Source organism: Streptomyces zhaozhouensis, from assembly GCF_900230195.1.
In the GTDB taxonomy this organism is placed as follows: domain Bacteria; phylum Actinomycetota; class Actinomycetes; order Streptomycetales; family Streptomycetaceae; genus Streptomyces; species Streptomyces zhaozhouensis.
Window position 1 is genome coordinate 187315 of sequence record NZ_OCNE01000012.1, and the last position, 20460, is coordinate 207774.

At 75.2% G+C, this 20460-nt stretch carries 15 protein-coding genes; 6 read left to right on the forward strand and 9 right to left on the reverse strand.

Annotated elements, in window-relative coordinates; translation table 11 throughout:
* Nucleotides 1-39: 39 nt before the first annotated feature.
* On the reverse strand, nucleotides 40-1602 hold the full coding sequence (locus tag CRP51_RS18065) for a DUF6297 family protein (protein WP_097232274.1): 1563 nt from the start codon (nucleotides 1600-1602) through the stop codon (nucleotides 40-42).
* Nucleotides 1599-2249 carry an ABC transporter ATP-binding protein gene (locus CRP51_RS18070; protein WP_097232275.1) on the reverse strand — a complete coding sequence of 217 codons (651 nt, stop codon included), beginning with the start codon at nucleotides 2247-2249 and terminating at the stop codon, nucleotides 1599-1601. The genes CRP51_RS18065 and CRP51_RS18070 overlap by 4 nt, the downstream gene beginning before the upstream one ends.
* A 124-nt stretch (nucleotides 2250-2373) precedes the next feature.
* Here CRP51_RS18070 and map point away from each other — a divergent pair, with 124 nt between their 5' ends.
* The 4 genes from map to CRP51_RS18090 all read left to right on the forward strand — a co-directional run bounded on the left by map (nucleotide 2374) and on the right by CRP51_RS18090 (nucleotide 7118).
* On the forward strand, nucleotides 2374-3147 hold the full coding sequence (map, locus tag CRP51_RS18075; RefSeq protein ID WP_097232276.1) for a type I methionyl aminopeptidase: 774 nt from the start codon (nucleotides 2374-2376) through the stop codon (nucleotides 3145-3147).
* A gap of 70 nt (nucleotides 3148-3217) precedes the next feature.
* Nucleotides 3218-4753, forward strand: coding sequence for an ATP-dependent DNA ligase (locus tag CRP51_RS18080; protein ID WP_097232303.1), 1536 nt, complete (start codon nucleotides 3218-3220; stop codon nucleotides 4751-4753).
* A 157-nt stretch (nucleotides 4754-4910) separates the two neighbouring features.
* Nucleotides 4911-6005, forward strand: coding sequence for a L,D-transpeptidase family protein (locus CRP51_RS30100; RefSeq protein ID WP_097232277.1), 1095 nt, complete (start codon nucleotides 4911-4913; stop codon nucleotides 6003-6005).
* A gap of 96 nt (nucleotides 6006-6101) precedes the next feature.
* Complete coding sequence (locus CRP51_RS18090) at nucleotides 6102-7118, forward strand: ketopantoate reductase family protein (RefSeq protein WP_097232278.1); 1017 nt, start codon at nucleotides 6102-6104, stop codon at nucleotides 7116-7118.
* Nucleotides 7119-7212: 94 nt separating this feature from the next.
* On the opposite strand, the gene CRP51_RS18095 is transcribed toward CRP51_RS18090, so the two are convergent.
* The 3 genes from CRP51_RS18095 to CRP51_RS18105 form a co-directional block, all read right to left on the reverse strand.
* Nucleotides 7213-7623 (reverse strand): DNA-binding protein, encoded by a 411-nt coding sequence (locus tag CRP51_RS18095; protein WP_097232279.1) that lies wholly within the window; start codon nucleotides 7621-7623, stop codon nucleotides 7213-7215.
* A 94-nt stretch (nucleotides 7624-7717) separates the two neighbouring features.
* Nucleotides 7718-10942 (reverse strand): substrate-binding domain-containing protein, encoded by a 3225-nt coding sequence (locus CRP51_RS18100; protein ID WP_097232280.1) that lies wholly within the window; start codon nucleotides 10940-10942, stop codon nucleotides 7718-7720.
* A 203-nt stretch (nucleotides 10943-11145) separates the two neighbouring features.
* Nucleotides 11146-12117 (reverse strand): pectate lyase family protein, encoded by a 972-nt coding sequence (locus CRP51_RS18105; protein ID WP_097232281.1) that lies wholly within the window; start codon nucleotides 12115-12117, stop codon nucleotides 11146-11148.
* Nucleotides 12118-12314: 197 nt separating this feature from the next.
* Here CRP51_RS18105 and CRP51_RS18110 point away from each other — a divergent pair, with 197 nt between their 5' ends.
* Nucleotides 12315-12527 carry a DUF2277 domain-containing protein gene (locus CRP51_RS18110; RefSeq protein ID WP_097232282.1) on the forward strand — a complete coding sequence of 71 codons (213 nt, stop codon included), beginning with the start codon at nucleotides 12315-12317 and terminating at the stop codon, nucleotides 12525-12527.
* Between the two features lie 130 nt (nucleotides 12528-12657).
* On the opposite strand, the gene CRP51_RS18115 is transcribed toward CRP51_RS18110, so the two are convergent.
* Nucleotides 12658-14334 (reverse strand): DUF885 domain-containing protein, encoded by a 1677-nt coding sequence (locus CRP51_RS18115; RefSeq protein ID WP_097232283.1) that lies wholly within the window; start codon nucleotides 14332-14334, stop codon nucleotides 12658-12660.
* 42 nt (nucleotides 14335-14376) lie between these two features.
* On the opposite strand from CRP51_RS18115, the gene CRP51_RS18120 reads away from it, so the two are divergent.
* Nucleotides 14377-17589, forward strand: a complete 3213-nt coding sequence (locus CRP51_RS18120) for an ATP-binding protein (protein WP_097232284.1) — start codon at nucleotides 14377-14379, stop codon at nucleotides 17587-17589.
* Nucleotides 17590-17654: 65 nt separating this feature from the next.
* Here CRP51_RS18120 and CRP51_RS18125 read toward each other — a convergent pair whose 3' ends face one another.
* The 3 genes from CRP51_RS18125 to CRP51_RS18135 form a co-directional block, all read right to left on the reverse strand.
* Nucleotides 17655-18539, reverse strand: a complete 885-nt coding sequence (locus CRP51_RS18125) for an ABC transporter permease (RefSeq protein ID WP_097232285.1) — start codon at nucleotides 18537-18539, stop codon at nucleotides 17655-17657.
* Nucleotides 18536-19591, reverse strand: a complete 1056-nt coding sequence (locus CRP51_RS18130) for an ATP-binding cassette domain-containing protein (protein ID WP_097232286.1) — start codon at nucleotides 19589-19591, stop codon at nucleotides 18536-18538. The genes CRP51_RS18125 and CRP51_RS18130 overlap by 4 nt, the downstream gene beginning before the upstream one ends.
* Before the next feature lie 175 nt (nucleotides 19592-19766).
* Nucleotides 19767-20333, reverse strand: coding sequence for an NADPH-dependent FMN reductase (locus CRP51_RS18135; RefSeq protein WP_097232287.1), 567 nt, complete (start codon nucleotides 20331-20333; stop codon nucleotides 19767-19769).
* Nucleotides 20334-20460 lie beyond the last annotated feature (127 nt).

A 20460-nucleotide genomic window follows, 5' to 3' on the forward strand; every position in this document is an offset into this window, starting at 1 on the left:
GGGAACCGCGCGGTGCGGCACCGGCCAGGTGGATGGTCGTCAGGCGGACCGCGAAGCGCTGGCGCGGGTCCAGGTCAGGGCGGCGGCCCCCACCGCGAGGGACCACGCGACGGCCGGCGCGGTGGAGACACCGGACAGCAGCGTGGGCACCAGCGCGGGCAGCACCAGCAGCGGGGCCCTGGCCAGCCAGAAGGCCGCCTGGATCGGGCCCGTGTCGCCCAGCGGGGTCTGGGTGCCGAGCAGCACGGACGCCGGCATCGCCCCCCGCCGCGCGGAGACCGAGGCCGCGCCGAGCAACGCCGGCACCCACGCCGGGGCCAGGGGCGCGAACGCGACCAGGGGAGCGCTCGACAACAGCAGCAGCGCTCCGGGAAGCAGCGCGTGGCGCAACGCGAGCGCCCCACGCGGCCACGGCAGGGCGGCGCCCCGTTCGTGGTTCTCGCTCTCCAGCCGTGCGGGTTCGACCAGTTGGGCCGCCGCGAGATAGCCGGTGACCAGGGCGGCCACCCCCGCCGCCGGATGCCCGGCGGCCAGCAGTGCCACCGTCACGCCCCACAGCGCGACCCCGCTCCCGGTGCGCAGCGGCGCGCGCAGCAGCCCGAGCAGATCCCGCCAGGGCACCAGCAGCCAGCGGGCGCGCGGCACCCTCACCGTGCGCCCCGTCGCACGGCGCGTACGCCTCGGAGCGCTCAGCGCGGCCCGCGCCACCCGTGGGTCGGCCCCGTAGAGCGCCGCCGTGAACACCCCCGCGATCCGGGTCTGTTGCCGCAGCACCCGGGCCGGCAGCGCCAGCGTCGCCCGCCGGGCGACGAGCAGCGCGCCCGCCACGGCGAGCGCGGCCAACACCCCGCCGCACGCCCCCTCGGCGGCCGACACCCGGCCCGCCGTCGCCGCCCACGGCAGCGCGGCCCAGCCCCACGGCCCCGACCAGAGCGCCGCCCGCGCCCACCCGGCGCTCGACGACGCCCACGCGCTCCAGGCGTGCGCCAGCAGCGCGACCGCGAGCAGCGTCAACACCGGCCGGAGCCACGTCCGTCCGAACCACGGGTGGTGCCGCTGGGTCCACACCGCGGCGGCGACCCCCATCAGCCCGACCGCCGCCCCGCCGCCCGCCCCCGCGAGCGTCGCCGCCCAGGCCGCGCCGCCCCCGCCGACCGCGTGCACCGCCAGGGCCGCCACGGCGCCCGACAGCGCGCCGCCGACCCCGTTGACCAGCCAGGCCAGCCGCAGCCTCGGCAGCAGCAGGGCCGCGCGCGGCACCGGATGCGGCAGCAGCCAGTGCACCGCCGCCGCCGGCAGTCGCACCGGCCCGCGCCAGACGGCGAGTTGGGCCGCGCCCAGCAGCGCGAGCGCCGCCAGGGCCGGCAGCGCCGCCGGCGCCGCTTCCCGCGCCCGCTCGGCCGTGGGCCCGCGCCAGCGCTGCCCGGCCGCCGCGTCGACCAGCGCCGCGAGGTAGGGAACGGCGTAGATCGCGGTCAGCAGCAGCACGCAGTAGGCCACGTAGAGCGCCTGGCGGCGGCGCGCCGCGCGCCCCCTGGCGCGGAACCCGGCCAGCCTGACCAGCACCTCGGGCGCGGCGCCCCGGCCCGCGGACAGCCTCACTCCGCCGCCCGCAGCCGGCCGTCCACCAGCTCCAGCGGACGGGCGCCCGACCGTTCACCCAGCGTCGGGTCGTGGGTGGCCAGCAGCACGGCGCCGCCGCCGGCCGCCGTCGCGGCCAGCCGCGCCGCCAGCGCGGCGCGGGCCTCGGCGTCCAGGTGCGCCTCCGGCTCGTCCAGGATCAGCAGCGTGTGCGGCCGGACCCGGGTGGCGGCCAGCGAGAGCAGTTGGCCGAGGCCGGCGGAGAGCGCGGCGGGGAACTGCTCGGCGTGGTCGGCGAGTCGGTGCTCCCCGAGCGCCTCCGCCACCCGGGTCTCCGCCTCGGGCACCCGGTGCGCGAGCGCGACCAGCAGCAGGTGTTCGCGGACGGTCAGGTCGGGGTAGTGCGCGCCGGGCCCCAGGGCGCAGGCCACGTCGGTGCGGAACGCCGCGTCGTCCTCGTCGGCCGGCCGCCCGCGCAGGGTGACCGTTCCCGAGTCGGGCTCCTCCCGGCCGGCCGCGATCCGCAGCAGCGTCGACTTGCCGGCCCCGTTGGCCCCGAGCACGGCCACCGCGTCGCCGGCCCGCAGGGTCAACGAGACGTCCTCGAGCACCGGCCGGTCGCCGTATCCGTGCCGCACCCCGGTGAGGCGGAGGAGTTCGGTGTCCATCGGATCATCCGAACACGCCCCCTCTCCGGGCCGCCGCGCGGGTGGGCCCCGGGCCTCGGCTCCAATTCTCATACCGGTAAAGTAAGACCGGTATTGTTATTGGTCGCGTTGAGAAGGGCGCCGCATGATCGAGATCCTCAACCCCCCGCTCCTCGCCCGCGCGAGGGAGACGGGCGCCCTGGTCGCCGACATCCTCGGGACGATGCGCTCCCGCAGCACCGTCGGCACGAACCTGCTGGACATCGACCGCTGGACCCGGGAGATGATCGTCGAGGCGGGGGCGCGGTCCTGTTATGTCGACTACGCGCCGTCCTTCGGGCGGGGCCCGTTCGGCCACTACATCTGCACGGCCGTCAACGACGCGGTGCTGCACGGCCGCCCCCACGACTACCGGCTCGCCGACGGCGATCTGCTCACGCTGGACCTCGCGGTCGAGAGGGGCGGCGTCGCGGCCGACGCCGCGATCAGCTTCCTCGTGGGGCAGGCGCGGCCGGCGGCGGACGTCGCGATGATCGAGACCACGGAACGGGCGCTGGCCGCGGGCATCGCCGCCGCCGGCCCCGGCGCCCGGATCGGCGACATCTCGCACGCGATCGGCACGGTGCTCGGCGAGGCCGGCTACCCGATCAACACGGAGTTCGGCGGCCACGGCATCGGCTCGACGATGCACCAGGACCCGCACGTCTCCAACAACGGCCGCCCGGGGCGGGGTTACCAGCTGCGGCCGGGGCTGCTGCTGGCGCTGGAGCCGTGGGTGATGGCGGACACCGCGGAACTGCGCGTCGACGCGGACGGCTGGACGCTGCGCAGCGCGACGGGGTGCCGCACGGCGCACAGCGAGCACACGATCGCCATCACGGACGACGGCGCGGAGATCCTGACCCGCCCCGCCGCGTGAGGCCGCCGCCGACCACCCGGTCGGCCCTCCCGGGGCGCGGCCGCCGCCTCGGGCGAGCAGCATGGACACCATGCTGCTGGCAGAGGTGGCGGCCACCTGGCGGGAGGTCGCGGCGAGGGCGGGGCGTTCGGCGAAGGTGGCCGCGTTGGCCGGGTTGCTCCGCGCGACCGAACCGACCCTGGCCCCCGTCGTGGCGACCTGGCTGTCCGGCCGGCTGCCGCAGCGCCGACTCGGCGTCGGCCGGGGCGCGTTGGCCGACGCGCCGCCGCCGGCGGCCACCGCGGCCCTGACGGTCGCGGCGACCGACGCCACCCTCGGCGCCGTCGCCCGCGAGGCGGGCACGGGCGCCGGCGCGCGCCGGCGCGCACTGATGCGGGGCCTGCTGGCCCAGGCCACCGAGGAGGAACAGCGCTTCCTCACCGCGCTGGTCGGCGGCGAACTGCGGCAGGGCGCGCTGGACGCGCTCGTCGTCGAGGGCCTGGCCTCGGCCGTCGACACCCCGCCCGACGCGGTGCGCCGGGCGGTCATGCTGGGCGGCTCCCTCGGCGCGGTCGCCGAGGCCGTGCTGGCGCGCGGCCCGGCCGCGTTGGGCGAGTTCCGGCTGCGCGTCGGGAGCCCGGTGCTGCCGATGCTGGCGAGCGGCGCCCGCACGCTGGCCGACGCGCTGGAGAAGCTCGGGCCCTGCGCCGTCGAGGAGAAGCTGGACGGCATCCGGGTCCAGGTGCACCGGGACGGCGAGCGGGTCCGGATCTACACCAGGACGTTGGAGGAGATCACCGAGCGGCTGCCCGAGGTGCGCCGCGCCGCGCGGGAGTTGGCGGTGGAGAGCGCGGTGCTGGACGGCGAGGTGATCGCGCTGGACGCGGACGGCGTGCCGCGCCCGTTCCAGGAGACGGCCGGCCGGGTCGGCTCCCGGCTGGACGTGGCCGGGGCGCACGCGGCGCTGCCGCTCTCGCCGGTCTTCTTCGACCTGCTGGCGGTGGACGGCCGGGAGCTGCTCGACCGGCCCACCGAGGAGCGCCACGCCGAGCTGGTGCGGGTCGCGCCCGACGAACGCCGGGTGCGCCGCCGGCTGGTCGAGGACCCGGGCGACCCGGAACAGCGGGCGGCCGCCGAGGCGTTCACCCGCGAGACGCTGGCGCGCGGCCACGAGGGCGTGCTGGTCAAGGCGTTGGACGCGCCCTACAGCGCGGGCCGCAGGGGCGCGGCCTGGGTGAAGGTGAAGCCCGTGTACACCCTGGACCTGCTGGTGCTGGCCGCGGAGTGGGGCCACGGCCGGCGCGCCGGGCTGCTCTCCAACCTGCATCTGGGGGCGCGCGGCGAGGACGGCGAGCCGGTGATGGTGGGCAAGACGTTCAAGGGGCTGACCGACGCGCTGCTGGCCTGGGGGACCGAACGGCTGCGCGCCCTCGCGGTGGCCGAGGAGCCGTGGGGGGTGCGGGTGCGGCCCGAGCTGGTGGTGGAGGTCGCCGTCGACGGGGTGCAGCGTTCGACGCGGTACCCGGCCGGGGTCACGCTGCGGTTCGCCAGGGTGGTGCGCTATCGGGAGGACAAGCCCGCGGCGGCGGCCGACCCGGTGGCGGCGGTTCGTGCGCTTCTGCGGTAGTTTCCTCCCTGTTGGCGCCGCCGCGTCCCCTCGGCGGTGACAGAACCGCGACACACGTGGCCGCATTGTTATGGCCTCGCACGCAACAAAGCGCCCGGTTTCGCGCATCTTTACCTGTGAGGTCCGATGAGGTCCCGTACGTTCAGGGGGAATTCTGATGCGCTCCGCGCTCGTTCGCACGTCCGCCCGCCGAGGCCCGCGTGGCGTGCTGCTCTCCGCCGCCGCCGCGTTGACGGCCGGCGGACTGCTGTTGACCGGCTGCGCCGCCCAGGCCGACGAGACCTCGGACGAGCCGTCCGCCTCCCAGGAGGAGTCCGCGCCCGAGGAGTCCGACGACGGCTCGGGCGGTGAGTCGGAGGAGCCGGCCGAGGAGATCCTCATGGCCTTCGGCGACGACACCGACCAGGTCCGGGAGCTCCAGGCCAGGCTGGCGCAGCTGGGCCACTTCACCGCCCAGCCCACCGGGTACTACGGCGACGTGACGGTCGGCGCGGTCTCGGAGTACCAGCGGGCGGCCGACCTGGAGGTCTCCGGCGAGGTGGGCGAGTCCACCTGGGCCGCGCTGACCGAGGCCACCACCGACCCGACCGAGGACGAGCTCTTCCCGCCCCAGCAGGTCATGGGGTACGGGGACAACTCGGACCAGGTCCGGGAGTTGCAGGCCAGGCTGGCCCAGCTGGGCCACTTCGAGGAGAACCCGACGGGTTACTACGGGGACGTCACCGCGACCGCCGTCAGCGCCTTCCAGACGGCGGCCGGCCTGGAGGCCAGCGGCACGGTCTTCGACGACACCTGGGCGGCGCTCACCGGCAGCACCACCCAGCCCACCGAGGAGGAGATGTACCCGCCGCTGGAGGTGCCGGACGCCGAGCCGGAGTCGGACCTCGACGAGCGGTGCCTTGAGGGCCGCGTGCTCTGCGTCTCCAAGACGAGCAACACGCTCTCCTGGGTCGTCGACGGCGACGTTCAGCTGACCCTCGACGTGCGCTTCGGCGCCGAGGAGACCCCGACCCGCGAGGGCGAGTTCGAGGTCTACTGGAAGTCACGGAACCACCACTCGACGCTGTACGACTCCCCGATGCCCTACGCGATGTTCTTCGACGGCGGCCAGGCGGTGCACTACTCGGAGGACTTCGCCGCCAACGGGTACAACGGCGCCTCCCACGGCTGTGTCAACGTCCGCGACGAGGACGCCATCGCGGGCCTGTTCGACGAGGTGAACGAGGGCGACAAGGTCGTCGTCTACTGGTGACCCCGGTCCCCTGACGCCGGGTACCCCCGCCGCTCGTTCGTCCCGCCGGCCGACCCGCGAGGGTCGGTCTGCGGGCCCCGGGGCGAGAATGCGCCCATGAGGTACATCGTGATCGGAGCGGGCGCCGTCGGCGGCGCCATCGGCGGACGGCTGGCGCAGAGCGGAAACCAGGTGGTGCTGGTCGCCCGGGGGGCGCACGCAAGGGCGTTGCGCGCGGACGGCCTGCGCCTCGACACCCCCGACGAGTCGCTGCGGCTGCCGGTGCCGGTGGCCGAGACCCCGGACGAGGTCGAACTCACCCCGGACGACGTGCTGCTGCTGGCCGTGAAGGTCCAGGACAGTGTGGCCGCGCTCGACGCGTGGGCGCACCGCCCGGTCGCCGGCGGCGGCACGGCGGGCGAACGCCTTCCCCTGCTCTGCGTGCAGAACGGCGTGGCGGGCGACGACCTGGCGCTGCGCCGCTTCCGCCGGGTGTACTCGGTCTGCCTCTGGCTGCCCGCCCAGTACCTCACGCCCGGCCGGGTGGTCGCCCCCTGCGCCCCGCTCACCGGGATGCTCCACCTCGGCGACCACCCCGCCCGCGCGGACGGCACGCTGGACGCGGCGACGCTGCGGCCCATCGCCGAGGACCTCGCACGTTCCCGCTTTCTCGCACCGCTGGTGCCGGACGTCGCCCGCTGGAAGTACGCCAAGCTGCTGGGCAATCTCGCCAACGCGCTGGAGGCGCTGTGCGGCCCGATGGCCGACGACCCCCGGGTGGCCGAGGTCTACGGCCGGGTCCGCGCGGAGGGCGAGGCGGTGCTGCGCGCGGCCGGCATCCCCTGGACCAGCCCCGAGGACGAGGAGGCGCTGCGCGCCGACCGGATGACGATGCGCCCGGTCGCGGACGCGGAGACCGGCGGCAACTCCTCCTGGCAGAGCCTCCGCCGCGGCACCGGCTCCATCGAGGCGGACTATCTCAACGGCGAGATCGTGCTGTTGGGGCGGCGCCACGGGGTGGCCACGCCGTGGAACGAGACCCTCCAGCGCCTCGCCAACCGCGCGGCGGCCGAGGGCCACGCCCCCGGCTCCCTGCCCGTCGAGTCCCTGACCCGGTCCGTCCGCGACAACTGACCCGGACCCACCGCGCGGGGCGAGCGTCCGCCGGGGCGCGGACGACGACCCACCGGGGTGCCCGGGGCCGCGGCCCCGGGCACCCCGCTACCCGCTACGGAGTCCGTTCGCTGAGCCTCGCGTGGCGTTGCCTGGCCGCCTGGGGGGTGGCCAGGCCCAGGCCGAACGCGACCTCCTGCCAGGTCAGGCCGCGCCCCCTGGCCATCTCCAGCAGGCCCCGCTCCAACTCGTCGAACTCCGCCCGCGCGCGCGGCACCAGACTCAGCGCCGCCATGACGTCGGCGCGGTCCACCTCCGGCTCGTCCGGCTCGGCGTGCGCCGCGCCGCTCAGCAGGAACGCCACCAGCCGCACCGCCTCGTGGGGCGCGAGCACGGCGGGGTGCGCGCCCCGCGCACGTTGCTCCGGGGTGGCGGCATGGCGCTCGGCGATGCGGAAGAGCGCGGTGTACGCCCGCTGCGCCGCCTGCGCGGCGGGGTCGGGCTGGGTGAAGGGATCGTCGGTCATGCCCTCAACCCTCCGCCCCGCACCATCCATTGTCAACGAAATAAAGAAAACACATAAGATTGAACATCTTGTTCCTCCCGCCGCTCGCCCCCGCTCACTCCGCGTCCCGGAAGGCGTGCGGCGCCACCCCCGTCAGCCGGCGGAAGACCCTGCTGAAGTAGGCACGGTCGTGGAAGCCCACCGCCCGCGCCACCGTCTGCACGCTGTCGTCGCTGGCCGTCAGCCGCTCCTTGGCGCGCTGGATGCGCAGCCGCGTCAGGTACTCCCAGAGCGTCAGCCCCAGTTCGCGGTGGAAGAGCCGCCCCAGGTGGTCCTCGCTGACGCCGGCCGCCTGCGCCACCTGCCAGCGGGAGAAACGGTGCCGGTAGTGCTGCTCCAGGTAGGCCAGCGCGTACCGCACCGGCGCCGCCGCGCGCTGCGCCGCCGGGTCCTCGCGTTCCAGCATCAGCGCGAGCAGCCGCGCGGTCTCCTCCTCGGTGAGGATGTCCCGGCCGAGCAGCAGCAGTGCCGGATGCGGCTCGGCCCGCCGCGCGTCCGCGACCGTGAACCCCCGGTCGCTCAGCAGCAACGCCGGCACGCCGGGGAGCCGTTCCACCAGGTCGAGGCCGGCCATGTCGGGCAGCGCGCGCTCCACCACCACCAGCCCCGGCGCCTCGTCGGCGAGCAGCGCCAGCGCGCTGGCGCCGTCGGCCGCCGCCCGCACCGGCCGGCCGGGCAGGGTCTCGGTGAGCGTGGTCCTGGCGCGTTCCCTGCGTTCCGCCGAACCGTCCACGATCAGCACCGACTTGGCCAGCTCCGTGGGCCGCAGCGCGTGCAGCGCCTGATGCAGGTCGTCGCCGCCGAGCCGGCCGTAGAGCAGGAACGGCGTGTGCCGCAGCGCCGGGTGGTCGTGTAAGCGGCGCGCGGTCGCCCACAGCCGGGCGGCGCCTGGCGCGTCGGCGTCCCACACCACGGCGGCCGGGGCCGGCGGGCCGAGCAGCGAGGCCAGCTCCTCGTCCGGGTCGGGCACCCTCGGGACCAGCTGGTGGCGGCGGGCCAACGCGACTCCCTCCGGTGGGAGTTGTTCCCGGTCGACGGCGAGCAGCAGCAGCTCGTTCCCCGCCACCGGCTGCCCCGGCGCGTCGGCCGGGGTCGGCAGCGGGAGCGTGAGACGGAACCCCGCGCGCCCGCGCACGCGGTCCACGTTCACCGAGCCGCCGTGCAGCACCGCGAGCCGGCGCGCGATCGCCAGCCCGAGCCGGGAGCCGCGCGCCCCGCTGGCGAACGGTTGGAAGAGCCGTTCCTCCTCGCCCTCCGCCACGGTCAGCCCCGGCCGGCCCACCCGCACGTCCAGTTGGCGCGGCCCGGTGCGCGCGGTCAGCCCGAGCCCGGGGCCGGCCGCGGCGACCAGCAGGTTGAGCACGATCTGGGTGAGCCGCCCCTCGTCCGCCCGCACCACGGGCAGCCGGGGCGGCAGCCGCAGGTTCTCGGGGTGTCCCCCGGCTATTCGAAACGTTTCACTGAGAATCCGCAGCGGGTCCACCAGATGGCGCGAGAGATCAAGCGCGTCGATCTCGGAGCGCGACAGGTCCAACAGGTCGTCGATCAGCCGCAGCAGCAGGTTGGCGTGCTCGTGGGCCGGCTCGCCCGCCGCGGTGTGCCGCAGGATCGCCTCGACGGGGGAACGCAGCTCGTCCGTCGCGTTGTCCAGCAGCCGCGTCTTGAAGCGGCTGGCGCGCTCGGCCGCGTCGCGCGCGCCCCGCACCTCCGTGAAGAGCCGCACCCCCTTCAGCGCCGCGCTGACATGGTCGCCCAACGCCCGGTACAGCGCGCCGGAACCGTCGCCGCGCTGCCGGCCGGCCGCGCTCTCGAAGACCGCGTAGCCCAACTGCTCCTCGCCGATGTGCAGCGGCTCCAACACCGCCGTGAACCGCTCGCGTTCGGGCAGCATCTCCGCCAGCGGCGGGGCCGCCGGCGCCGCCGGCTCGCGCAGCGCCAGCCGGAAGCCCGGCACCCCCAGCCCCGGCAGATGCCGCTCCAACGCCCGCCGCAGCCCGGCGGTGTCGGTCACCGTCGTCAACGTCGTCGCCAACTCCCGCAGCCGCGTCGCCTGTTGCTCGTCCGTCCAGCGCTCGTACTCCAGCAGCCGCCGCGACTTCTCCGCCACCAGCAGCCGCGCCTGCCCCACCAGCCGCTCCAGCCGCGCCGGGTCCTCGTCCGGCAGGGAGCGCAGCCCCAGCAGCGCCCGGTCCCACGCCGCCGCGTCCTCGTAGCCGCGCATCCCGGTGGCGAGCCGCCGTTCCAGCCTCCGGAGGAAGTCGACCCCGCGCCCGCCCACGCCCGCCAGCAACTCGGCGTCCAGCACCCCCCGTTCCGCCGTCCCGCCGGGCGGGTGAGCCGGTGCCGCGTCGTCGAGCTGGGCGGTCAGCGGCGAGTGGCAGCCGCAGGAACGGCGGACGACCAGCGTCCCGGAGACCACCCGCCGCGCCGGCGGCGCCGTGCCGCGCAGCCGCGCCAGCAGCGTCTCGACGGCCAACCCGCCCAGCTCCCCGAACGGCAGCGCCACCGACGTCAGCGGCGGATCGCTCACCCGCGCCTCCACCGAGTCGTTGAAGCTGATCAACGCCACGTCGTCCGGCACCCGCACCCCGTGCGCGGTGAGGAACCGCAGCGCGTCGGCCGCCAGCGCGTCGCTGCACGCCACCACCGCGTCGAAGTCCCGCCCCGGGCGCAGCCCGCGCACCTCGATCAGCACCCGCATCGCCGCGGCCCCGGCGCCCGCCGCGTAGTCCAACGAGGCGGCGGTCAGCGAACGGTCCAGCGGCAGCCGGTGGCGGCGCAGCGCCTCGGTGTAGGCGCGGGCCCGGTCCAACGCCACCGGGTTGGTCAACGGCCCCCGGATGCAGGCCAGTCGACGCCGCCCGTGGTCGGTCACCAGATGGCCGACGGCCTTCCGCATCCCCGCGTGGCTGTCGAGCAGCAGCGTCTCGTGCTCGCCCAGCGCCCGGTTGAGGCTCACCACGGGCAGCCCGGCCAGTTGCCGCACCAGCCGCGAGGCCCGGTCGCCCGCCGTCGGCAGGCCGAGCGTCGAGGTCCAGCAGATCACCCCGTCGAGCCCGGCGGTGCCGACGAGTTCGTAGAGCGCGTTGCGCGGCGCGCCCTCGGCGCGGACCGCGTCGCCGGGTAACGCCACCAGGCTCGCGCCGTGGCGCTCGGCCGCGTGTCGCACGCCGGCCCAGAGGGTGGCCCCGACGCCCAGATGGATGTTGGCCGTCACCAGGCCGATCACCGGCCCCTGGGGCCTGGCCGGCCGGGCCGCCCCGAGTCCGCGTACCACCATGGCGACCGCCTCGCTCCTCGGCAACGCTGGCAACGCTTGGCGCGCGCCGCGCCGCGCGGCGCGCTGCGGTGCCCTCGGCGGCGCCGCCGAGGTGGCGAGGACGATAGCGCCGCCCGAGCACGCCGACAAGGCCGGCGTCACGGCCGCCTCGACGGCGGAACGCGTGACGCCGGCCCGGTCGGCGAGACCCGGGGACCGCCCGGTTACAGCTGGCCCACCCCGGCGCCGCCCGTCACGATCGACTTGACGTCGGCGGCCGGGTCGGGCGTGTAGCTGTAGGGGATGCCGGACACCGAACCACCGGCCTCCCCCTCACCCGAGTCGACGAAGTGGTTGTCCCTGGCCTCGATGGACCCGGGACCCGAGTCGGCCTCTCCCAGGTGGAAGGGGTCGTCGGTGTTCTCGAAGTAGTTCGCCTCCACCAGCACCCCGGCGTCCTCGGTCGAGGCGACCCCGTAGCTGCCGATGTCGTTGTAGTAGTTGTTGTACACGTGCACCGGGTCGCCGAAGCGGACGCGCGGGTTGCGCTGGTTGACGCCGTCGAACCAGTTGTGGTGGTACGTGACGTTCAACTTCCCGATGTCCTCGCCGCCGTTGCCGTCGTCGTGGCCCAGCAGCATGTTCTTGTCGGAGTCGTACGTGTGGTTCCACGACACCGTGATGTCCGTCGACGCGCGCTTGATGTCCAGCGCGCCGTCGTTCGGGTTGGTGAAGTCGTTGTGGTCGATCCAGACGTTGGTGCTGTACTGGACGTTGATGCCGTCGTCGTTCGAGTCGGCGAAGACCAGGTTCTGCACGATGACGTTGTCGGCGTCGGCGATGTTCAGGCCGCCGCCCTGGATCGTGGCGCCGGAACCGGCGCCCACGATCGACTTGTCCGAGGAGACCCGGACCATCTCGTCCACCGAGATGGTGCCGTTGACCTCGATCTCCAGCGCGCCGTCGCTGTTGGCGGCCTCGATCAGCTCGTCGGCGGAGGAGACCGAGACGGTCTCGCCACCGGCGCCGCCGGTGGTCCCGGCGCCGAAGCCCGTGGGGGAGCCGACGGCCAGTGGGGTGGCGCCGGAGGGCTCCGAGGCGGAGCCGGTGGCCGCGGTCAGACCCGCGACGGTGGTGACGGCGGCCGTCACCGCGACGGCACTGGCCAGCTTGAATCGTGCGCTCGTCCTGCGCATGAGACTCTCCGTCCGTGTGGGGGGTTCACCAGGGAGAAACCGTGCCGCGCGGCTGGCAACGCCACGATGCTAGGACGGGCGCTGTGGACGATGACGGGGGACGTGTGGACTATCGCGATCGTCGCCGGTGGTGACCGGTGGTCGCCGGCGGTGGCCGCCGGCGGGCGATTGTCAGTGGCGGGGTCCACACTGGTCGCATGTGCCGCAGTATCAAGACGCTCCGTCCCCCGGCCACGCCGGAGGCCACCGACGACGACATGCGCGCCGCAGCGCTCCAGTACGTGCGGAAGGTGAGCGGTTTCCGCGCGCCCGCCGCGCACAACCGCGAGGTCTTCGACCAGGCCGTCGACGACATCACGGCCGCGACGGCGCACCTCCTCGCCCACCTGGAGGTGCGCGGCCGGAAGTAGGCGCGTTCGTGGCGGGCCGCGGACGACTACTGCTGGCCGGACCTGGCGGGGTGTCGTCCCCGCCCCGGCGGTGGGTTGCTGGCGCGGGTTCCCCGCGCCGCTCACGTCGCTGGGCGCTCCCCGCCGGCGATCACAGCGCCGCCAGCTCCTGTTCCAGGTCGTCCAGCCCCAGGGAGCCCAGCGACAGCGCCGCCATGTGCCAGCGGCGCGCGTCGAACGCGGAGCCCGCGCGGCGCCTGGCCGCTTCGCGGCCGGCGAGCCAGGCGCGTTCGCCGAGCTTGTAGGTGATGGCCTGCCCCGGCATCCCCAGGTAGCGGACGATCTCCGACTCGGTGAACGACGCGTCGAAGCCCGTGTGCCGCCGGAAGAACTCCGTGGCCAGCTCCGGGGTCCACCGCTCGCCCGGGTGGAAGCTCTCGCCGTCGGGGACGCGCAGCCCCAGGTGCATCCCGATGTCGACGATCACCCGGACCGAGCGCATCATCTGGGCGGAGAGGTAGCCGAGCCGGTGCGCCGGGTCGGCGAGGTGGCCCAACTCGTCCATGAGGCGTTCCGCGTACAGGGCCCAGCCCTCCGTCGTGGCGCTGACGGAGCCCAGGGTCGCCTGGAACGCGGAGAGTTGGTCGGCGACGTGCACCCACTGGGCCAGTTGCAGATGGTGGCCCGGCACGCCCTCGTGGTACCAGATCGAGACCAGTTGCCAGGTGGGGAAGCGGGTCGCGCCCCTGGTCGGCAGCCAGGTGCGGCCGGGACGGCTGAAGTCCAGCGTGGGGCGCGTGTAGTAGGGCGCGGCGGCGCTGCCGGGCGGGGCGATCATGGACTCGACCCGTCGCACGGGCTCGGCCAGGTCGAAGTGGGCGCCGTCGAGTTCGGTGATCGCCCGGTCCATCAGCCCCTGGAGCCAGTCGCGTATCGCCTCCACGCCCTCGACGATCTCGCCGTGCTCCTCCAGGTGACGCGTGGCGGCCAGCGTCGACTCGCCGGGCAGCACCTGTGCGGCGACCGCGCGCATCTCCGCGCCGACGCGGTGGAACTCCGACCAGCCGTACGCGTACGCGTCCTCCACGTCGAGCGCGGCGCCGGTCCAGGTGCGGGCGCCCAGCAGATAACGTGCGCGGCCCACCGCGTCGGGGGTGCCCTCGGCGGCCGGGAGATAGGTGTCGGTGAGGTGGCGGCGCAGCCGCTCCAGCGCCTCGGCGGCCGTGTCGGCGGCCCGCGTCAACTCCTCGCCCAGCGGCTCGGGTCCCTCGGCGACCAGCGTCCGGAACCAGTCGGCGGCCAGCAGCTCGCCCAGTTGCTCGGCCATGACCCGGGCCTGCCGGGGCGCGGCCAGCAGGCCGCGCGCGACGCCGGCGTCCAGGCTCTCGGTGTAACCGGCGAGCGACCGGGGGACGTTGCGCAGCCGGGCGGCGAACGCGGCCCAGTCGTCGGGCGTCTCCCTCGGGGTCTGCAGCAGCGTCGAACGGAGTTGGGACACGGGGGAGAAGAGGTTGCTCACCTGGCGCAGACCCTCACCGGCCTCGTGGGCGTCCAGTTCCGCGGTGAGGCGTTCGCGCAGCAGCCGGGCCGCCCTGCGTTCGACGGCGGGCAGCGGCGCGCCGGTCGCCTCGTGGGCCTTCTCGGCCTCGGTCAGCCGCCCGAGGGTGACGCGGCGGGCGTCGGCGAGCGCTTCGAGACCGTCGGGTGAGTAGTCGGGGAGCGCCGTGTCGCCCGGACGGATGCCGAGCGCGGAGCCGACCGCCGGATTGAGGTCGGCCATCGTCTCGACGTGGGCGTCGGCCACGGCCCGAGGGGAGGGAGTCCGCATTGTGTCATCCTCATACAACGCGGGACGCAACGGAAGGCACAAGTGTTCGATCAGCTGATCGGTCGGGAGCACGCGTCCGGGGTGCTCGGCGCCGAGGTGGCCAGGACGGCGGCCAGTCACGGAGGGCTGGTGCTCGTCGCCGGGGAGCCGGGCATCGGGAAGACCGCCCTGGTCACGGACGCGGCACGGGAGGCGGGCGGGCGCGGTTTCCTGGTGTTGGGCGGCTCCTGCTGGGACGCGGAGAACGCCCCGGGGTACTGGCCGTGGACGCAGGTGCTGCGGTCGTTGCGTCGGCTGGTGGACCGGGAGGAGTGGGCGGAGCTGGAACGCGCCTCGGCGCACGCCCTCAGCGCGCTGCTCGCCGACTCGCGCCCCGAAGACGGCGCGGACCGCGACGACTTCGCGCTCTTCGACGCGGTGACCACCGCCCTGGTGACCGCCTCCCAGCGGCGCCCGCTGATGGTGGTCGTCGACGACCTGCACTGGGCGGACGTCGCATCGCTGCGGCTGCTCCGGTTCGCGGCCCAGCACACCTGGTTCGAACGGGTGTTGCTCGTCGGCACCTACCGCGACGCCGAGGTGGAGCCCGGCGCCGAGGACGGCGCGGGCCATCCGCTGCGCGAGGCGATGCTGCCGCTGCTGGCCAGGGCCACCACCGTGGCGCTGGAAGGGCTCGACGAGGCGGGGGTCGGCGATCTGATCGCCCGCACGGTGGGCCGGCGGGCCGAACCGGCGCTGGTCGCCGAGGCGCACCGGCGCACCGGCGGCAACCCGTTCTTCGTCGAGCAGACCGCGAGGCTCTGGCAGGGCGGCGGCGCGGTCGACACGATCCCGCCCGGCGTGCGCGACGCCGTGCGCCGGCGCGTGGCGCTGCTGGCCCCCGAGGTGGCGGAGCTGCTGCGGCAGGCGGCCGTGCTGGGGCGGGAGTTCCACCGGCAGGTGCTCGCCGCCGCGCTGGCCACCCCGCCGGCCCGCGCCGAGCGGCTGCTGGGGCAGGCCGTCACCGCCAGGCTGGTGGTCCAGCGCGGGGACGGCCGGTTCGCCTTCGGGCACGACCTGGTGCGCGAGACGCTGTACGCCGCGCTGGAGGAGCCGGAGGCGCGCCGCCGGCACGCCGCCGTGGTCCGCGCGCTCGACCGGCGTCCGGCGCTCGCCGACCGGGTGCCGCCGGCGGACCTCGCGCGCCACGCGCACCTCGCCGGCGACGAGGTCGCCCCGGCGCGCGCCCTCGAACTGCTGCGCGCCGCCGCGGCGGACGCCGGCTTCCGGCTGGCGTTCGACGAGGCGGAGGGGCATCTGCGGCGCGCCCACGAGCTGGCGGCCGTGGTCGATCCGCCCCGCGGGGTGCTGCTCGGCCTCGAACTGGCCGAGGAGCTGGCCGGCCGCTCGGAGTGGGAGGCCGCCCGGCCGTATGTGGAGCGGGCGTTGGCGGAGGCGGCCGAGCTGGCCGATCCGATGCTCTCGGCGCGGGTGGCCCTGACCCTGCACCAGTCGCGGCTGGCGCGGCACGGCCTGGCCAGGGCGGTGCTGCCGAGGCTGCTCGCCGAGGCGCACCGGGGGCTGCTGCCCGGCGGGCCCGCCGGTCCGGTGGAACCGCCGGCCGACCGCGCCGCGCTGCACCGCCTCGCCGGGGAACTGGCCGTGCGGGTGTCCGTTCTGGGCCGGCGCGGCCAGGACGACGACGCGCTGGCCTTCGGGCTCTCCGCCCGGCACGCCGCGATCTGGGGGCCCGGCTCTGCGGCCGAACGCGCCGTGCTGACGGAGGAGTTGACGGCGCTGGCCCGCCGCTCGGGGGACATCGACGCGGAGCACTTCGCGATGGCGCTGCGCTGGGTGGCGCTGGTCGAGCTGGGGGACCCGCACTATCTCGCGCAGCTGCGGGAGTTCACGATGCTGGCCGAACGGTACGACCGGCCGCGTTTCGCGCTCTCCACGCTCGTGGACCGGGCGGTGATCGCCACGCTGCACGGCGCGTTCGAGGAGTCGGAGCGTCTTCAGGCCGAGGCGTCGGCGTTGCTGCTGCCGGAGCGGCAGGACCGCTGGTACCACCGGTACGCGCACCAGCTCGCCTGGTCGCGGCTGCTGCTCCAGGGCCGGCTGGAGGAGGCGGAGGCGACGCTGTGCGAGATGGCGGAGGTCGGCTCCCACTACCCGGAGCTGCTGGAGGGGATCACGGCGGTGCACCGCGGCGATCTCGACGCGGTGCGCCGGGCGTTGACCACCGCGGGGGAGGGGGAGCGCTACCCCCGGCACGTGTGGGCGCTGTGGCTGCGGATGCGCGCGCAGGGCGCCGCCGCGCTGGGCGACCGGGAACGGTGCCGGTCGGCGGTCGCCGCGCTGACCCCGCTGGCCGACCAGTGGGGCGTCTCGTTCTACGGCTTCGACGTGGGCGGGCCGTTCGCGCTGTGGCTGGGCGAGTTGGCGGCGGCGCTGGGCGACTGGCCGGAGGCCGTGGAACGGTGCGCCGCCGCCGCGCTGTCCGCCGACCGGATGTGGGCGGAGCCCTGGGCCGTCGAGGCGAGGCTGCGACAGGCCGAGGCGGTGCTGGCGGTCGGCGGGCCCGACGCGCGGGACGAGGCCGAGGCGCTGCTGCGCCGCGTGGTCGAGGACGCCGGGCGGCTGGGGATGCGGGGGGTCGAGGAACGGGCGGCGGCCGTGCGCGAGGGCCGCGCGCGGCGGGTGGAGTGCGAGGAGGCCGAGTTCCGCAGGGAGGGCGCCGAGGGCACGGTCTGGACGCTGCGGTTCGCCGGGCGCACCGTGCGGATGCCGGACGCCAAGGGGCTGCGCGACCTGCGGGAGCTGCTGGCCAGCCCGGGGACGGATGTGCCGGCGACCCGGCTGCTGGACCCGGCGGGCGGCGCCGAGCTGGTCGCGGCGCGCTCCCTCGGCGGCGACCCGGTGCTGGACGACACCGCCAGGACCGCCTACCGCCGCCGGCTCACGGAGCTGGACGCGGAGATCGACCGCGCCGACGCGACGGGCGACGACCGGGCCGCCGCCAGGCTGGACGCCGAACGGGCCGCGCTGATCGAGGAGCTGCGCGCCGCGGCGGGCCTCGGCGGGCGGGCCAGGCGGCTGGGCGACGAGGCGGAACGGGCGCGGAAGACGGTCACCGCGCGGATCAGGGACACGCTGCGCCGGCTGGACGAGCGCCATCCCGAGCTGGCCGCGCACCTGCGGGCGGCCGTCACCACCGGCGCCACCTGCGGCTACCACCCCGGGGACGGGGAGAGGACGGTGGCCTGGCGGCTGTGACCCGCCGGCGGTCCGCGCCCCCCGCGCGGGCCGCCGACGGCGCCCGAAGCCCCGCCCCGCCGGGGCTACTTGCGGTTGTAGAGCCGCATGGTGAGGGTGCCGAAGACCCCTATCAGCACGCCGGCGGCGACGAAGACCCACAGGAGCTGGCCGGCCTCCACGTTCCCGTCCATCAGCCCGCGCACGGCCGCGACGAGCCGGGCCACCGGGTTGACGTCGACGAAGCCCTGGAGCCAGCCGGGCATGGTGTCGGGGGAGACCATGATGTTGCTCAGGAAGGTCGCCGGGAAGATCACCATCATGCTGATGCCCATCACGGACTTCTCCGAGCGCAGCAGCAGCCCGAACATGGTCCAGATCCACGAGAAGGCGAACGAGAAGCCCACCAGCAGCAGGATCGCCAGCACCACGCCGACCGGGCCGCCGTCGGGGCGGTAGCCGAGGACCAGCCCCAGGGTGAGGATGACGACCGAGGCGATGGCGTAGCGGAGCATGTCGCCCAGCAGGTAGCCGACCATCGCCGAGGGGCGCCACACCGGAAGGGTGCGGAAGCGGTCGAAGACGCCCTTGGCGATGTCCATGTTGACCGCGACACCGGTGTACATGGTGGTCATCACCACGCTCATCACCATGATCCCCGGCAGCAGGAACTGGAGGTACTCGCTGGTCGAGCCGGCCAGTGCACCGCCGAAGAGATAGGTGAACATCAGCGTCATCATGACCGGGAAGACCGTGACGTCGAACAACTGCTCCGGCACGTGCTTGATCTTCAGCATGGCCCGCCAGCCGAAGACCGTCGACGCGGTCAACGGGCTCGGCCTCGGGGGGCGTTCGCCCGGGGCGAGCACGGCGGCCAGGGTCGCGCGGTCCGGCTCGAAGCCGTCCGCGGCCTCCGCCGTGTCCGCCGCCCGCTCGGCGTCGGTCGTGGTGGTCTCCGCGGCGGTGCTCATGCCACGGTCTCCTTCCGGTCTGCGGACCGCTCGCGGTCGCTGGTCTCGGTGGTCCCGGCCGGGGCGTCGGCCGAGCGTGCTGGCTGGGCGGGCTTGCCGGTGAGGGCGAGGAACACCTCGTCCAGGCTGGGCTGGCCGAGCGAGAAGTCGTCCACGACGATCCCCGCCCCCGCCAGCTCGCCCAGCGCGGCGGCGGCGCGCTCGGCGGGACCGCCGCCCGCGTCCGCCGGCACCCGCGCCGACAGCGAGACCGGGTCGGCGTCCAGCGTCACCTCGGTCCCCAGGCGGGCGGCCAGCACCCGGCGGGCCTTCTCCCGGTCGTCGGCCTCGCGCAGCCGGACCCGCACGGAGCCCGAGCCGACCGACGACTTCAGCTGCCCCGGGGTGCCCTCCGCGATGACCCGACCCGTGTCGATCACCGCGATCCGGCCGGCCAACTGGTCGGCCTCGTCCAGATACTGCGTGGTCAGCAGCACCGTGGTGCCCTGCGCGACGACGGCCCGGACGATGTCCCACACCTGGTTGCGCGAACGGGGGTCGAGACCGGTCGTCGGCTCGTCCAGGAAGAGCAGGTCCGGAGTGTTCAGAATGCTGGCCGCGATGTCCACGCGGCGGCGCATCCCGCCCGAGTAGTTCTTCACCTGCTTGTCGGCGGCGGCCGTCAGGCCGAACGCCTCCAGCAGCGCCGCCGCCCGCTCCCTGGCCGCCGCCTTGCGGTGGCCCAGCAGTCTGGCGAGCAGTATCAGGTTCTCCGCGCCGGTCAGGTCCTCGTCGACCGAGGCGTACTGCCCGGTCAGGCTCACCCGCGAGCGCACCCGGTCCGCCTCCGCGAGCACGTCGTGGCCGAAGACCCTGGCCTCGCCGCCGTCCGGGCGCAGCAGCGTGGCCAGCATCCGCACGGTGGTGGTCTTGCCCGCGCCGTTCGGCCCGAGCACGCCGTAGACCGTGCCGGCGGGGACGGCCAGGTCCACGCCGTCGACGGCGCGCAGCTCTCCGAATGTCTTGACGAGCCCCGATGTCTCGATCGCCAACTCGTCCTTGCGCTCACTCATTCCAGTCCTCTCGCGGATCAGGGGTGTGGTGCCGTGTCGTGGTGCCTGGTGTCGGTGCCCCGCGCTGCGGTAGACCGGGGGAGCGAGCGGAACTCATCGCTCACCGACGCACCGATTCGCATATGTTTTCGATCAGGTGGCCCAGGGTAGGGGGGACCACTGACAACGGGGCCTCTCAGCTCACGTAGGGCCGCCGCGCCTTCGCCTCGCGCAGGGCGAGCCCCCACCAGAGCAGCTCGTCCAGCAGTCTGTCCGCCGCGCACTCCTGCTCCGGCCCGCCCAACGGTCCGTCCAGGTCGACGCTGACGGCGTTGCGGACCGTCACCGAGCGCAGCTCGTTGAAGACCAGCCGCAGCCCGGCCGCCGCGAGCCGGCCGCAGCCGCCGTGCCCGTAGGAGACGAGGCCGACCGGCTTGGCGTGCCACTCGTCGTAGGCGTAGTCGACGGCCTGCTTCAAGGAGGCCGGATAGCCCCCGTTGTACTCGGGGGTGACCACCACGAACCCCTCGGCGCGGTCGACCGCCGCGGCGAAGCGGTCCATCTCCTCCGTCGGCTCCTCGGGGAACCGCGCCGGGAAGGCGTAGTCGACGAGGTCGACCATCTCCACCCGCAGCCCGTCCCGCTCCGCCGCCCGCGCGCGGAACCACTCCCCCACGTCCCCGCCCACCCGGCCCTCGCGCGTGCTGCCCAGCAGCACCGCGAGCCGCAGCGGCTCCGCCGCCTCCTCCGTCGCACCCGCCACCGCCGTCCGCCTCCCCTCGTCCCGTTCCTCGGCTCGTCACCCGGCAGGCGCGAGACGGGGCGCGAGATCCGATCTGGCGACGGCGAAGGGCCGTCCCGCCCGGTGGCGGAACGGCCCGTTCGGCTCC